Genomic DNA, 13,214 nt, shown 5'->3' with positions numbered 1-13,214 from the left:
CGCGACCCTCGCGCGGCCGGCGCTGGCGCAGGGGGCCAAGGAGGCCGCCAAGGGCCGCGTCGTCGTGGTCGGCGGCGGCTTCGGCGGCGCCACCGCCGCCCGCGCCCTGCATGCGGCCGACCTCGCCGTCACCCTGGTCGAGCCCGCGGAGCACTACATCGCCTGCCCGATGAGCAACGCGGTGATCGCGGGCCTGCGGCCGATGGACCTCCAGGTCTTCGGCTACGAGGGCCTGGCGCGGGCCGGCCTGACGCTCGCCCGCACCGAAGCCGTCGCGGTCGACGGAGCCGCCCGGCAGGTCCGGCTCGCGGACGGCGGCACGCTGCCCTACGACCGCCTGATCCTGTCGCCCGGCATCGCCCTGCGCTTCGACGCGCTGCCGGGTTACGACGCGGCGGCGGCCGAGATCATGCCCCATGCCTGGAAGGCCGGCGCGCAGACCGAGCGCCTCGCCCGCCAGCTCGCCGAGATGCCGGACGGCGGCACGGTGGTGCTCGGCGTTCCGGGCAATCCCTATCGCTGCCCGCCCGGCCCCTACGAGCGGGCGAGCCTGATCGCCTATCTCCTGAAGACCCGGAAGCCCCGCTCCAAGCTGATCGTGCTCGACGCCAAGGACACCTTCTCGAAGCAGCGCCTGTTCGAGGCGGCCTGGGCGCGGCTCTACCCGGACCACCTCGAATACGTGCCGCTGGCCGGGGGCGGGCAGGTCACCGCGGTCGATCCGAAGACGCGCACCGTCCGGACCGACTTCGCCGAGTACCAAGCCGACGTCGCCTGCATCATCCCGCCCCAGCGCGCCGCCCCGATCGCCGCGGCGGCGGGCGTCGCGGACCGCAGCGGCTGGTGCCCGATCGACCCGGTCACCTTCGAATCGCGCCTGACGCCCGGCATCCACGTGATCGGCGACGCGGCGATCGCGGGCGCCATGCCGAAATCCGCCTTCTCGGCCAATGCGCAAGGGAAGGTCTGCGCCGAGGCGGTGATCGACCTGCTGGCCGGCCGGGAGCCCGCCGTGCCGAAGCTGATCAACACCTGCTACAGCCTCGTGGCGCCCGATGACGGGATCTCGGTGGCGGGCGTGTACCACCCGGAGAACGGCGTGCTCGCCGACGTGGTAGGGGCGGGCGGCACCAGCCCGCTCGACGCCCCCGCAGAGGTGCGCCACCGGGAGGCGGCCTACGGCGAGGACTGGTTCCGCACCGTCTCGCATGCGGTCTTCGGATGAGGCCGCCCGGATGCGGCCCCATCTCCTCGCCATCCTCGTCGCCCTCGGCCAGACGGCCCTGGCCCCGTACCGGATCGAGGGCGACGCGATTCCCTCGGCCCTCGGCGGGGCGGCGGGGGACCCGGACCGGGGCCGGGCCATCGCCCTCGACCCGCGCAAGGGCCTGTGCACCCTCTGCCATGCCGGCCTCGGCGCCGGCCCGGCGGGCGATCTCGGGCCGGACCTCTCGGGCGTCGGGGCGCGGCTCGCGGCCGGGCAGCTCCGCCTGCGGCTCGTGGACGGCCGCGCCTTGAATCCGGGCACGCTGATGCCCTCGTATTACCGGGCCGCGGGCGCCGAGCGGGTCGGCGCCGCCTGGGTGGACCGCCCGGTCCTGGACGCCGACGAGATCGAGGACGTGATCGCCTTTCTCCTGACCCTGCGGCCGGAGGCGCCGCGATGAGCCCGGACCGCCGCGCCGTCCTCGCCGGGGGCCTCGGCCTCGTCCTGCTGCGCCCGGTCGCGGCGGCGAGCCTGCGCCCGGACCGGGAGCCGACCGCCGAGGCGATCCGCCGCTTCACCGGTGGCGCGCCGGTGAATCCGGGCCGGGTCGGCCTCGACATGCCCCCGCTCGTCGAGAACGGGAACACCGTGCCGCTGTCGATCACGGTCGAGAGCCCGATGAGCGCGGCCGACCATGTCCGCCGCATCGGCGTGTTCAACGAGAAGAACCCGCAGCCGCACGTGGTCACCCTGCATCTCGGCCCCCGCGCCGGCCGCGCCGCCGTCGCCACCCGGATCCGGCTCGCCGACTCGCAGCGCATCACCGCGATCGCCGAGATGAGCGACGGCCGCTACTGGTCGGCGAGCGCCGACGCGATCGTGACGCTCGCCGCCTGCGTGGAGGGCTGATCCTATGGCACGCGCCCTGATCAACATGCCGAAGACCGCGCCGGCCGGCTCGGTCATCGAGATCAAGACCCTGATCTCGCACCCGATGGAGACCGGCTACCGGCCGGGCCCCGACGGGCGCCTGAGGCCGCGCGACATCATCACGGAGTTCGTCTGCCACTACGACGGCGCGGAGATCTTCCGCGCCGAGCTGTCGCCGGCCTCGGCCGCGAACCCCTACCTCACCTTCACCACGCTCGCGACGGCGAGCGGCACGCTGCGCTTCACCTGGAGCGGCGATAACGGCTTCTCGCAGAGCCAGGACGTCGCGCTCACCGTCACCTGAACCACCATGCGCGGCCTCGCTGTGTCCGGCGTCCTCCTGCTCCTCGCCGGTCTCGCCGCCGCGCAGGAGATCCCGATCCAGGAGATTCCCGTCTCCGAGCGCCGCTCCGGCCTGGACCAGATGGCGCCGGAGACCCGCGCCATGCAGGCCGACGACGCGGCCAATCCCGGCATGCTCTGGGTCGGCGACGGGGCGGACCTGTTCGCGCGCGCCCCGAGCCCGGAGGCGCCGGCCTGCGCCGCCTGCCACGAGACGGGCGCGCTGCGCGGGGTCGCGGCGCGCTATCCGGCCTGGGACACGGCCGAGGCACGCCCCATCGATCTCGAGGGCCGGATCAACCTCTGCCGCAGCCGCCACCAGGGCGCCGCGCCCCTGCCGCGCGAGGGCCGCGACCTCCTGGCGCTCACCGCCTTTGTCGCGAACCAGTCGCGGGGCCTGCCGATCGCGCCGCCCGCCGATCCCCGGCTCGCCCCCGCCCGCGCGGCGGGCCGCGCCCTGTTCGAGCGCCCCCTCGGGCAGCTCCGCTTCTCCTGCGCCGGCTGCCACGACGCGAACTGGGGCCGGCATCTCGGCGCCGCCCCGATCCCGCAGGGCCACCCGACCGGCTACCCGCTCTACCGCCTCGAATGGCAGGGGCTCGGCTCCCTGCAGCGCCGCCTGCGCAACTGCCTCGCCGGCATGCGCGCCGAGCCCTTCGCGCCCGATTCGCCCGAGGCGACGGCGCTCGCCCTCTACCTGATGCAGCGCGCCGCACCCCTGCCGGTCGAGACCCCGGCGGTGCGGCCCTGAGCGGGTTCCGGGCTCTGCCCGGCCCCGCGAGAGGGGTGACCCCTCTCGACACCCGGGACCCCACGCGGTTTCGGCTCCGCGCGTCGTCTGACACCGGAGGCTTGGCTGGAGCGGGAGACGCGGGACGCCGCGGAACCCAAAACGTGTGCGTACGGATACCGAGCTCCCCGGCGTCCCGCGGACGAGGGGGCCGCGTGTGGCCGGCCTCGTCCGTTTAGCGTCGCGGTCTCTTGCTCACCTGCATCGACCCCGATCGTGGCGGACTGCGTAGCGCCGTTGCCCGGCTCGCCCAGCCTCACCCCGGCAGACTTGAAGCGTCGTGCACCGGACCTCGTATTGGGCCCGGCATCGGTTCCAACGACCTGTGCAGGCCGGACTATCGGGGCTGTCCCGTTGTTGATCCGGGCTGGCGCCGAGAACGGCCCTGTGTCGCGCAGAGGCGCCCGGGGCGCCGGCTGACCGGCCGGCGACGCGGGAACCGCCGCGCTGTCCTGGCACGGGCCGTGGTCATGCGGCCCGGGCTCCCTGCGCGCGGCGCGGCGGGTTGCAGGACCCGTCGCGCCGCGGGACAGCGCGTGGCCGGGATGTACGTGTTTTGTTCTCGCCTGTCAAGCTTTTTGTCTTATGGCAGGTCTTTTCGCCCTGCCGCGACGCGCTCTCCCTCTCCCCTCTGCGGGAGAGGGTGCCGAATGGAGTGAGGCGGGAGAGGGGACCCCGGCCGCCGGAGGAGGCCCAGCGTCAATGCCGAGCGCGATCCGGCCGCGTCGCACCCCTCTCCCGTCCCCTGCTGACGCAGGGGCCACCCTCCCCCGCAGAGGGGGGAGGGAGGGCGCGGTTCCAGCGTTTGAACCCGGCATCCGGAGGAGGCTGCGCAGACGTGACGGCCACCGCCTCGCTCTGCACCGTCGCACCCCTCACCCGACCCCTGCTGACGCAGGGGCCACCCTCCCCCGCAGAGGGGGGAGGGAGGGCGCGGTTCCAGCGGTTCACCGGTGTCCAGATCAGGCGTGGGCCCCCTCTCCCGTTCGGGAGAGGGTTGGGGTGAGGGCTGAGAACGATCCGGAGGGGTCGCAACGGCGAGGCGGCTCCGCCCTTTCCTGAAAAATCTCGATCCTCACCCTGTCCCTCTCCCGACGGCTCTCGGGCAGGCCCGGGATCCTCGGGGAGGGAGACGCGGTTCCGGAAAGCCCGCGAGGGGCCCGCTCAGGCGGCCGGGGTGGCGGGTGGCGCGGCCGAGAGGCGCACCGGCAGGTCGGCGATGCGCAGGCTGCGGCGCAGGGCCCGCGACAGGGTGTCGACGGCGATGGCGAGCAGCGCGGTGGCGAGGATCAGCACGGCGGCGACGTCGAGGCGCAGCTCCGCGATGGCCGCGTCCACGTAGAAGCCGAGCGTCGCCACCCCGAGGATGCCGAAGATCGCGCTCTCGCGCAGGATGATCTCCCAGCGGTAGAGCAGGTAGGCCAGGAACTGGCCGTAGAGCCGCGGCACCGTCTCGTAGGCGTAGAGGTCGAGGCCCCGCGGCGCGTCGGGGCGGTAGCGCAGGGCGTCGGCGTGGCGCCCGAGCAGGTAGCCGACGATGCCGGCATTGTGGATCGACAGGGCCAGGATCGCCGGCAGCATCGAGGGCCCGAGCAGCTGCAAGGCCACGTAGGCCAGCATGTATTCCGGCGTCGAGCGCAGGGTCACCAGGAGCAGCCGGCCGAAGGGGCGGGCCAGCGGCCCGGCGAAGTGGCGCGCGGTCAGGGGGAACAGCACGAGCGCCCCGAGCGCGGTCGCCACCAGCGCCACCTGCGCGAGCACCAGGGTCTGCGCGGCCCCCGGCAGGATCTGGGTCCAGAGGATCGGACGGAGCCACGCCCACAGGGCCGCCCAGCTCTCGGGAACGAGGAGCGAGGCGCCGCGCACCGGTGCCGGCACGATGTCGTGGCCGAGGAAGCGGGCGAGGTTCGCCCCGATCGCGGTCGTGCCGACGGTCGCGGGCAGGGCGAGGACGGCGCCGAGGGCGAGGAGCGGCAGGGTCCGCGCCCGCACCCAGAGCCGCCTTGTGCCGATCAGCGCGTAGAAGGCGAGGAGCAGCGCCCCGGCCTCGCCGTAGCGCCCCTGGCGGAAGGCCGATTCGAGGTAGAAGCCCATGGTCGGCAGGCCGATGAAGCCGAGCACCAGGGTCGAGCGCATCCCGCATTCGAAGCGGTAGAGGGTGTAGGCGCGCAAAGCCTCCGCCACCTCCGGCAGGCGGGCATAGGCGAAGGCCGAGACCGCCCCCGTGCCCGGGGGCAGCGCCCGCAGGGCCGCGAGGTCGGCCTCCTCGATGATCTCGGCATAGACCTTGGCGCAGATGCCGGCATAGGGCAGGGCGATGGCGAGGATCCCGGTCGTCGCCGAGAGGCCGAAGACCTGCATCAGCAGGAGCGCCCAGAACAGCTCGTGCACCGCGCGGAGGAAGGCGCAGGCGATCCGCACCGTGCGGGAGCGCGCGAAGGGGATCGCGAGGAGGAAGCCGGCGCCCGCCCCGAGCCCGACGCCGAGCACCGCGAAGGCCACCGTGTAGAGGATGCTCGTCCCCTCCACCGCGAGCACGTCCGGCCGCACGAGGCCGCCGAGCAGGCGCATCAGGTCGGCATAGGGGTCGAGGCTGGTGACGTGGAGGTCGGCCAGCAGCAGGGCGGCGAGGCCGAGGCCCAGGAACCAGCGGCTGACCGCGGCATAGCCGGGCCGGGGAAGGGCGAGCCCCCTCACGCCGGGTCGTCCGCGCCCGCGGGCTCGTCCCGATAGTAGCGGCGCAGGCCCGCCGCATCGACAGCGGCGGCGGGCGCGTCGAGGACGATCCGGCCCGCCTCGATCACCACGATGCGGCTGGCATGGGCCAGCGCGAGCGCGACGTCGTGCAGCGCCATCACCAGGGTCTCGTGGGTGCGGGCCAGCTCGGCGAGGACGAGGCCGCCCTGCACCCGGTCGAGAGCCGAGACCGGCTCGTCGGCGAGCAGGATCGGGCGGCCGTTGTAGAGGGCGCGGGCCACCGAGACGCGCTGCTGCTGCCCGCCCGAGAGCGCGCCGGCCTTCTCGCGCAGCCGGTCGGCCAGGCCGACGCGGGCGAGCACGGCCTGCACCGCGTCGAGATCGGCCCGGGCCGGCCAGACGAGGTTGCGCAGGTTGTGCGCGGTCCGGTTCCGGTCGAGCCGGCCCATATAGACGTTGTGGAAGACCGACAGGGTCCGCACCAGGGCGGCGGCCTGCGGCACCAGCGCGACGCGCTCGGCCGCCTCGGCGTGGATCAGCCCGATCAGCGTCGACTTGCCCGCGCCCGAGCGGCCCATCAGCGCGACGCGCTCGCCCGCCCGGATCGTCAGGTCGATGCCCCGCAGCACCGGGCGCCCGTCATAGGCGGCCGCGGCGTCGGCGAGGCGGATGACGGGCGCGCGCACGGTCTCAGTCGAGCAGGCCGGTGGACTGGCCGACCTCGATCAGCGGCGCGTAGGCCGCGTTCGTCACGGGGATGAACTTCGTCCGCCCGAAGGGCTCGAGGATCGCCGGATCGGTGATCCCGACGAGGGCCGCCTTCAGCCGCTCGGTGAAGCCGGCGCCGTAGGCGGCGTCCACATCGCCGCGCACGGTCCACTGGTAGTCGGGGAAGGTCGGGCTCTCCCAGATCACCGACACCGCCTTGGGATCGACCTTGCCGGCCTTGGTATCCAGATCCCACACGGAATAGTCGACCGCGCCCACCGCGAAGGCGCCGGACTGGACGAGCTGGATGGTGCGGCTGTGGTCGCCCGAGAAGCCGACCCGCTCGAAGACCTGCTCGGGCGTCTTGCCGGGATAGGCCTGCCGGATGAAGTATTCCGGCATCAGCCGGCCCGAGGTCGAGGCGCGCGAGCCGAAGGTGAAGGTCTTGCCCGCGATCCCCTTGGGCAAGTCGGCGCTCTTGGGCAAGTCGGCGTCCTTGGGGAAGTCAGCGCCCTTGGCCAGGCCGGTGGCGGCGTTGGCGATGAGGTAGGTCTTGAAGGCCGCGTCCTCGGCGCCCTGGGCGATGGCCTGGCTGCCCGGCACCGCCTTGCGGGCCTGGACGCCGGTGAAGCCGCCGAACCATGCGAGCTGGACCTGGCCGTTGGTGAAGGCGGTCACCGCTGCGGGATAATTCTTCACTGGGATATAGCGCACCGGCACGCCGAGCTTGCCCTCGAGATAGGTCGCGACCTTGCCGAAGCGCTCGACGAGGCGGCTCTCGTCCTGGTCGGGGATGCCGGTGAAGACGAAGGGCTTGGCCCCCTGGGCCGCGGCCCCCTGCGGCCCGGAGAGCCCCAAAAGGGTGCCCAAGAGGATGCTCGCCCCCGCGAGACCCCGGATCCGCCTGCGCATGTCATCCCTCCGACGCGCTCCGCCCGACCGGCGGCTGAACCTTCCTAGAGCCGTTCCCGATCGCGCTGCAATCGGGAACGGCTCTAAGCCCTTGTTGTAACGCGCTCTCTTGCGCCGAACCGGCATCCACTTCGGCGGAGAGCGCTCTAGAGCCGGATCCGATCAGGTTGCTCCGACCTGATCGGTGAATCCGTCTCTACCCATTGATAGAGAACGCGTGATCCGATTGGATTGCGGGGCAATCCAATCGGCGCGTGCTCTAGCCGTCGGACGGCTCGGCCGCACCGCCTTCGTGCCGGGGCGCGGCAATCCTTCACAGGACGCGCCGGGCAGGATGGCCTCCGCGGCGCGGTCCGTTACATCACAGGTGCCGGCGAACGACCACGCCCTCCGCGAGGAATCTTCATGCCCGACGCGCCCGTCCGTCTCAGCACGCTCGCCCATGGCGGCGGCTGCGGCTGCAAGCTCGACCCGGCGGTGCTGCGCCGCCTGCTGGCGGAGCAGCCGGCGGCGGGCCCGTTCGAGCGGCTCCTCGTCGGCAACGAGACCGCGGACGACGCCGCCGTCTGGGCGCTCGACGACGGCACCTGCGTGATCGCCACCACCGACTTCTTCATGCCGATGGTGGACGACCCGCACGATTTCGGGCGCATCGCCGCGACCAACGCGATCTCGGACGTCTACGCCATGGGGGGCCGCCCGATCCTGGCGCTCGCCATCCTCGGCATGCCGGTGGGCAAGATCCCGCCCGAGATGGTCGCCGCGATCCTCAAGGGCGGCGCGAGCCTCTGCGCCGAGGCCGGCATCCCGGTGGCGGGGGGCCACTCGATCGACGCGCCCGAGCCGATCTACGGGCTCGCCGTGATCGGCACCTGCCGCCGCGAGGAGGTGCGCCGCAACGCCGACGCGCGGCCCGGCGACGCGCTGATCCTGACGAAGCCGCTCGGCGTCGGGATCTACTCGGCGGCGATCCGGCGCGAGAGCCTGCCCGAGGGCGGCTACGCCGACTTCATCGCCACGACGACCCGGCTCAACCGCGTCGGGCCCGAGCTCGCGCAGGACCCGGCGGTGCACGCGATGACCGACGTGACCGGCTTCGGCATCCTCGGCCACGGGCTGGAGATCGCCCGCGGCGCCGGACTGACGCTGGCGATCGAGGCCGACGCCCTGCCATTCCTGCCCGCGGCCGAGGCCCTGGCCAAGGACGGCTACGTCACCGGCGCCTCGCACCGGAACTGGGCCGCCTTCGGCGAGGCGGTGGACCTCGCGGAGGGCGTCCCCGACTGGCGCCGCCACCTGCTGACCGACCCGCAGACCTCGGGCGGCCTCCTCGTCGCCTGCGCCCCGGAGGCGGCCGAGGCCGTCCTGGCGCGGATCCGGGCGGCCGGCTTCGCGCAGGCCGCATTGATCGGGCGCGCGGAAGCCGGCCCGCCGCGCGTCCGCGTCGCCTGACCCAGGTCCGGGATCCCAAAGGGATCATCCCTTTGGCGGGGCGCCGGGGCAGAGCCCCGGCCCTCAATCGCCGTGGGCCCAGGGCGCCGCGCCGAGCACCCGGGTGAGGAAGCCGGCGAGCGCCGTGGTGCGGGCGGGGCGCGGCTCGCCGGGCGGCGTGACGAGGTGGAGCGCGATGGGGGGCAGGGCCCAATCGGTCAGCACCCGCTCCAGCCGGCCCGCCTGCAGGTCGTCCCAGATCAGGAAGTCCGGCTGCACGGCGAGGCCGAGCCCGGCGCGCAGGGCCGCGCTCAGGGCGTCGGCGTTGTTGGCCCGCAGGGGCCCCGTCACCGTCACGGCGGTCTCCGCCCCGTCCGGCCCCTGGAAGCGCCAGCGGTCGGCGCTCGGCAAGTAGGCGTAGCCAAGGCAGGCCTGGCCGGCGAGGTCGGCCGGATGCCGCGGCCGCCCGTGCCGGTCGAGATAGGCGGGCGCCGCCACCACCGAGCGGCGGATCGGGCAGAGGCGGCGCGCCCGCAGGGAGGAATCGGGCAGGTCGGCGATGCGGAGCCCCAAGTCGAAGCCCTCGCCCACGAGATCGACCACCGCGTCGGACAGGTGCAGGTCCACCGAGACCTCCGGGTGCTCCGCCAGGAACGCGGGCAGGTGCGGCGCCACATGGGCGACGCCGAAGGACATCGGCGCGGCGAGCCGCACCCGGCCGCGGGGCAGGGCGGCCGATTCCGTGGCCTCGGCCTCCGCCGCCTCGCCCTCGGCCAGGATGCGCGCGGCCGAGAGCTTGGCGGCGCGGCCGGCCTCGGTCAGGGCGAGGCGGCGCGAGGTGCGGTTGAACAGCCGCGCGCCGATGCGGGCCTCCAGCCGGCTCACCGCCTTCGACACCGTGGCCTTGGAGGTGCCGAGATCGCTGGCGGCGCGGGCGAAGGAGCCGGTCTCGGCCACCTTCGCGAACACGGCCCAGGCCTCGAAATCCGGCAGTCGCATGGTCATTCTCAGAAACGATGATTTTCCATCGTTTCTATTTCGTGACGACAAGGCAAGGGCCAGATTGCGGTCATCGCACGAGGCCCGGCCGATCGCAGCGCCGGGCGAGCAACGGAGGCCCCTCATGACCGCCCATGGCCTGCACCACGTCACCGCCTTCGCCGGGGACGCCGCGCGCAATCTCGACTTCTACACCCGCGTGCTCGGCCTGCGGCTCGTGAAGAAGACCGTCAATTTCGACGATCCGGGCACCTACCACCTCTATTACGGCGACGAGACCGGCACGCCCGGCACCATCCTGACCTTCTTCCCCATCGCCCACGCCGCCCCGGGCCGGGTCGGCATCGGCGAAACCTCGGAGACGGCCTTCCGGGTGCCGCGCGCCTCGATCGGCTGGTGGACGCACCGCCTCGTCGCCCAGGGCGTGCGCCACGAGGCGCCCGTCCCGGTCTTCGGCGCGCCGACCCTGCGCTTCCGCGACCCCGACGGGATGATGCTCGCCCTCGTCGGCGTGGAGGATTCCGGTCAAGCCCCTGCCTGGACCCATGAGGTCCCGGCCGAGCACGCAATCCGCGGCTTCCACGGGGTCACGCTGCTCGTCGCCGAGGCGGAGCGGACCGCCGCGATCCTCACGGGCGTCCTCGGCTTCCGCGAGGAGGGCCGCGAGGGGGCGGCGACGCGCTTCGCCAGCGGCGCGGTGCCGGGCGGCTTCGTGACGATCCGGGCGGTGGGGGGCTTCCTCGCCGGGCGGCCCGGCGCGGGCTCGGTGCACCACATCGCCTTCCGCGCCGCCGACGACGCGGCGCAGGGCGCGATGGCCGAGGCGCTGACGCGGGAGCACGGCCTCCACGTCACCGAGCAGCGCGACCGCAACTACTTCCGCTCGGTCTACTTCCGCGAGCCCGGCGGCGTGCTGTTCGAGATCGCCACCGACGTGCCCGGCTTCGCCGTGGACGAGCCGGTGGAGGCGCTGGGCGGCGCCCTCAAGCTGCCGGCCTTCCTCGAGCCGCACCGCCGGCAGATCGAAGAGGTCCTGCCCGCCGTCGCCTGACCCTGCATCCCCGCCCCCGTCACGGGGGCGGGCCCCTTTCGCACGGAGTGCTCCGCCATGTCCGCCACCCTGTCCTTCATCCACCGCTTCGAGCCCGGCACCGACCGGGCCCGGGCGCCCCTGCTCCTGCTGCACGGCACCGGGGGCGACGAGACCGACCTGCTGCCGCTCGGGCGTGCGGTGGCACCGGGGGCGAGCCTGCTCGCGCCGCGGGGGCAGGTGCTGGAGCACGGCCAGCCGCGCTTCTTCCGGCGCCTCGCCGAGGGCGTGTTCGACGAGGCGGACCTGCGCGCCCGCGTGGACGACCTCGCCCGGTTCGTCGCCGAGGCGCGCGCCGCCTACGGCCTGCCGGCCCCGGTGGCGCTCGGCTTCTCGAACGGCGCCAACATCGCCGCCGCGACCCTGCTGCTGCGGCCGGAGGCGCTGGCCGGCGCCGCCCTGGTGCGGGCGATGGTGCCGCTGGCCGAGCCGCCGGAGACGGATCTCGGGGCTAAGCCGGTGCTGATCCTGTCCGGCGCCCTGGATCCGATCGTGCCGGCCGCGAACGCGCAGGCGCTCGCCGGCCAGCTCGCCCGGGCCGGTGCCCGGGTCGAGCACCGCACCCTGCCTGCCGGGCACGGCCTCGGCCAGGCCGACGTGACGCTGCTGCGCAGCTGGCTCGCCGCCGACGCGACGGACCGCGCCGCCTGAGTCCGGGTTTCGAAAGGGATCATCCCTTTCGCGGGTCCGGGCGGAGCCCGGGAGGCCGGGGCGCTGCCCCGGCACCCCGCCGAAGGGACTCGTCCCTTCGGGATCCCCGGGACTTACTCCGTCGCGCCCTTGCGCTTCAGGATGGCCTGCATCTGCGCGATCTCGCGCTCCTGGGCCGCCACGATGCCCTCGGCCAGCGCCCGGACCTCCGGGTCCTTCGTGTGGCGCAGGGCGATCCGGGCCATGGCGACGGCGCCCCGGTGATGGGGGATCATGCCGCGCACGAAATCGACATCGACGTCGTTCGTGTAGCGGATGTCCATCTGCTTGTGCATGGCCGCGGCGGCGTCCCGGAAGTCGCGGGTCGCCGGGCTGTCCGCGGTGCCCGGCGCGGCAGCGTCATGCCCGGCATGGCCGTGTCCGTGGCCGGCGTGATCGTGCATCGGGGCGGTCTCGGCCCGAGCCGGGCCGGCGAGGAGGGCGAGGGCGCAGAGGGTTCGGGTCAGGGTCTTCATCGGTCGGTCCTGGGGTGAGGGAATCGGTGCTGCGAAGGGATCGGGGCGAGGGATCAGGGCGAGGACTTCAGGGCAGGCGGCCGCTCGCGGTGCTGCCGTCCGGCGCGGTGATCTGAACGGCGCCCTTCGGATGGGGCCCGAGGATTGCGGGGGCGCGTCCGGCGAGGCGGTCCCCCGCCGGGCTGAGCGGAACGCGGGCGGGCTTGCCGTCCACGACCAGGATCGCGGTGCCCTTGAAGCCGGCGGCGGGCAGCGCCCGGTCGCCCTCGGACAGGAACACCTCCACCGCCTCGCCCGCGGCGACGAGCTCGGCGTGGTAGCGGCCGACATCGGCGACCCGGCCGCCGCGGCTGCCGGCGACCTCGTGGGCCTGGAGGGGGGTGGCGATGACGGAGCCGGCGAGCAGGCCGGCCAGGACACATCTCGGGATCATCGGGGAGGGAATCCGTGCGGACAGGGCCGGCCGCGCGCTAGGGCGCGCGCCGCATCGGCCGTGAGGGGGGAAGCCGCGGCCGATGCGGGGCCGCGACGGAACGGGGCAGGAGATCGCGCCCGCTCAGGCGCGATGCGCCGCCTCTCCCGCTCGGGGGAGGGACGGGACGGATCCGGAACGGTCGCGGCCGTGAAGCGGGTCGGTCAGGCCCCTGCGCAGAGAGGCGTGCCGGAGCCGGAACGGACGGACGACGTCTCAGACCCAATCCGGTTGATCCCTCCGGGATGGCGGATCTGGGCTTCGCTCGGACGCCGCGCGGGCTCGGTGATACGGAGCCCGCTCCGATCGAGCGGAGTCCGGATCAGGCCGCCGGTCGCGGCGGCTCGGGCAGGGCCTCGGGCGCCCGCGCGGGCGGTGCGGGCCGGTCGGTCGGCCGGAGGCGTTCGGGGCGGCCGGAGGGGGGTGGCAGGCCGTCCATCCCGGCGATCAGGCCGGCGGCGCAGCAGGCC

Annotated in this window: 14 protein-coding genes; 8 read left to right on the top strand and 6 right to left on the bottom strand. The window is 74.1% G+C overall.

Features of this window, described 5'->3' with window-relative positions:
• From MET9862_RS25935 to soxA, 5 genes are all read left to right on the top strand, one after another.
• Positions 1 to 1,225: NAD(P)/FAD-dependent oxidoreductase (locus MET9862_RS25935; protein ID WP_210248133.1), on the top strand; the 1,225-nt coding region annotated here is incomplete at its 5' end.
• 10 nt (positions 1,226 to 1,235) lie between these two features.
• A complete protein-coding gene (soxX, locus tag MET9862_RS25930) occupies positions 1,236 to 1,667 on the top strand; it encodes a sulfur oxidation c-type cytochrome SoxX (RefSeq protein ID WP_244612914.1) in 432 nt (143 codons plus the stop codon).
• Positions 1,664 to 2,116, top strand: coding sequence for a SoxY-related AACIE arm protein (locus MET9862_RS25925; protein ID WP_142585849.1), 453 nt, complete (start codon positions 1,664 to 1,666; stop codon positions 2,114 to 2,116). The genes soxX and MET9862_RS25925 overlap by 4 nt, the downstream gene beginning before the upstream one ends.
• A 4-nt stretch (positions 2,117 to 2,120) precedes the next feature.
• Positions 2,121 to 2,441, top strand: coding sequence for a thiosulfate oxidation carrier complex protein SoxZ (locus MET9862_RS25920; RefSeq protein WP_142585848.1), 321 nt, complete (start codon positions 2,121 to 2,123; stop codon positions 2,439 to 2,441).
• Between the two features lie 6 nt (positions 2,442 to 2,447).
• Positions 2,448 to 3,230 carry a sulfur oxidation c-type cytochrome SoxA gene (soxA, locus tag MET9862_RS25915; RefSeq protein ID WP_142585847.1) on the top strand — a complete coding sequence of 261 codons (783 nt, stop codon included), beginning with the start codon at positions 2,448 to 2,450 and terminating at the stop codon, positions 3,228 to 3,230.
• A gap of 1,203 nt (positions 3,231 to 4,433) precedes the next feature.
• Here the strand turns inward: soxA and MET9862_RS25905 are convergent.
• The 3 genes from MET9862_RS25905 to MET9862_RS25895 are packed head-to-tail and all read right to left on the bottom strand — an operon-like array spanning position 4,434 to position 7,586.
• Positions 4,434 to 5,966 carry a PhnE/PtxC family ABC transporter permease gene (locus tag MET9862_RS25905; protein WP_142585845.1) on the bottom strand — a complete coding sequence of 511 codons (1,533 nt, stop codon included), beginning with the start codon at positions 5,964 to 5,966 and terminating at the stop codon, positions 4,434 to 4,436.
• A complete protein-coding gene (locus MET9862_RS25900) occupies positions 5,963 to 6,652 on the bottom strand; it encodes an ATP-binding cassette domain-containing protein (protein WP_142585844.1) in 690 nt (229 codons plus the stop codon). The genes MET9862_RS25905 and MET9862_RS25900 overlap by 4 nt, the downstream gene beginning before the upstream one ends.
• Before the next feature lie 4 nt (positions 6,653 to 6,656).
• Complete coding sequence (locus MET9862_RS25895; protein WP_142585843.1) at positions 6,657 to 7,586, bottom strand: putative selenate ABC transporter substrate-binding protein; 930 nt, start codon at positions 7,584 to 7,586, stop codon at positions 6,657 to 6,659.
• 405 nt (positions 7,587 to 7,991) lie between these two features.
• Between MET9862_RS25895 and selD the strand changes: the two genes are divergently transcribed.
• Positions 7,992 to 9,038 (top strand): selenide, water dikinase SelD, encoded by a 1,047-nt coding sequence (gene selD, locus MET9862_RS25890; RefSeq protein ID WP_142585842.1) that lies wholly within the window; start codon positions 7,992 to 7,994, stop codon positions 9,036 to 9,038.
• A 63-nt stretch (positions 9,039 to 9,101) separates the two neighbouring features.
• On the opposite strand, the gene MET9862_RS25885 is transcribed toward selD, so the two are convergent.
• Positions 9,102 to 10,016 (bottom strand): LysR family transcriptional regulator, encoded by a 915-nt coding sequence (locus MET9862_RS25885; RefSeq protein ID WP_142585841.1) that lies wholly within the window; start codon positions 10,014 to 10,016, stop codon positions 9,102 to 9,104.
• Between the two features lie 124 nt (positions 10,017 to 10,140).
• Here MET9862_RS25885 and MET9862_RS25880 point away from each other — a divergent pair, with 124 nt between their 5' ends.
• Together MET9862_RS25880 and MET9862_RS25875 are read left to right on the top strand one after the other, a co-directional pair.
• Positions 10,141 to 11,067: a ring-cleaving dioxygenase gene (locus tag MET9862_RS25880; RefSeq protein WP_142585840.1), complete on the top strand. Its 927-nt coding sequence runs from the start codon at positions 10,141 to 10,143 to the stop codon at positions 11,065 to 11,067.
• A gap of 57 nt (positions 11,068 to 11,124) precedes the next feature.
• Positions 11,125 to 11,757: an alpha/beta hydrolase gene (locus MET9862_RS25875; RefSeq protein WP_142585839.1), complete on the top strand. Its 633-nt coding sequence runs from the start codon at positions 11,125 to 11,127 to the stop codon at positions 11,755 to 11,757.
• A 113-nt stretch (positions 11,758 to 11,870) separates the two neighbouring features.
• On the opposite strand, the gene copM is transcribed toward MET9862_RS25875, so the two are convergent.
• Both copM and MET9862_RS25865 read right to left on the bottom strand, forming a co-directional pair.
• Positions 11,871 to 12,272 (bottom strand): CopM family metallochaperone, encoded by a 402-nt coding sequence (gene copM / locus MET9862_RS25870; protein ID WP_142585838.1) that lies wholly within the window; start codon positions 12,270 to 12,272, stop codon positions 11,871 to 11,873.
• Between the two features lie 67 nt (positions 12,273 to 12,339).
• Positions 12,340 to 12,705, bottom strand: coding sequence for a hypothetical protein (locus MET9862_RS25865; protein ID WP_142585837.1), 366 nt, complete (start codon positions 12,703 to 12,705; stop codon positions 12,340 to 12,342).
• Between the last annotated feature and the right edge of the window lie 509 nt (positions 12,706 to 13,214).

The sequence above is a fragment of the Methylobacterium symbioticum genome (assembly GCF_902141845.1).
Classification (GTDB): domain Bacteria; phylum Pseudomonadota; class Alphaproteobacteria; order Rhizobiales; family Beijerinckiaceae; genus Methylobacterium; species Methylobacterium symbioticum.
Note: the sequence above shows the minus strand (reverse complement) of the source record. Positions and strands in the feature narration are given on the sequence as shown.

What these genes read in the sequence shown, in the direction of transcription:
- soxX (WP_244612914.1), top strand. Translation starts at nt 1,236, where the DNA reads ATGCGGCCCCATCTCCTCGCCATCCTCGTCGCCCTCGGCCAGACGGCC.
- MET9862_RS25925 (WP_142585849.1), top strand. Translation starts at nt 1,664, where the DNA reads ATGAGCCCGGACCGCCGCGCCGTCCTCGCCGGGGGCCTCGGCCTCGTC.
- MET9862_RS25920 (WP_142585848.1), top strand. Translation starts at nt 2,121, where the DNA reads ATGGCACGCGCCCTGATCAACATGCCGAAGACCGCGCCGGCCGGCTCG.
- soxA (WP_142585847.1), top strand. Translation starts at nt 2,448, where the DNA reads ATGCGCGGCCTCGCTGTGTCCGGCGTCCTCCTGCTCCTCGCCGGTCTC.
- MET9862_RS25895 (WP_142585843.1), bottom strand. Translation starts at nt 7,586, where the DNA reads ATGCGCAGGCGGATCCGGGGTCTCGCGGGGGCGAGCATCCTCTTGGGC.
- selD (WP_142585842.1), top strand. Translation starts at nt 7,992, where the DNA reads ATGCCCGACGCGCCCGTCCGTCTCAGCACGCTCGCCCATGGCGGCGGC.
- MET9862_RS25885 (WP_142585841.1), bottom strand. Translation starts at nt 10,016, where the DNA reads ATGCGACTGCCGGATTTCGAGGCCTGGGCCGTGTTCGCGAAGGTGGCC.
- MET9862_RS25880 (WP_142585840.1), top strand. Translation starts at nt 10,141, where the DNA reads ATGACCGCCCATGGCCTGCACCACGTCACCGCCTTCGCCGGGGACGCC.
- MET9862_RS25875 (WP_142585839.1), top strand. Translation starts at nt 11,125, where the DNA reads ATGTCCGCCACCCTGTCCTTCATCCACCGCTTCGAGCCCGGCACCGAC.
- copM (WP_142585838.1), bottom strand. Translation starts at nt 12,272, where the DNA reads ATGAAGACCCTGACCCGAACCCTCTGCGCCCTCGCCCTCCTCGCCGGC.
- MET9862_RS25865 (WP_142585837.1), bottom strand. Translation starts at nt 12,705, where the DNA reads ATGATCCCGAGATGTGTCCTGGCCGGCCTGCTCGCCGGCTCCGTCATC.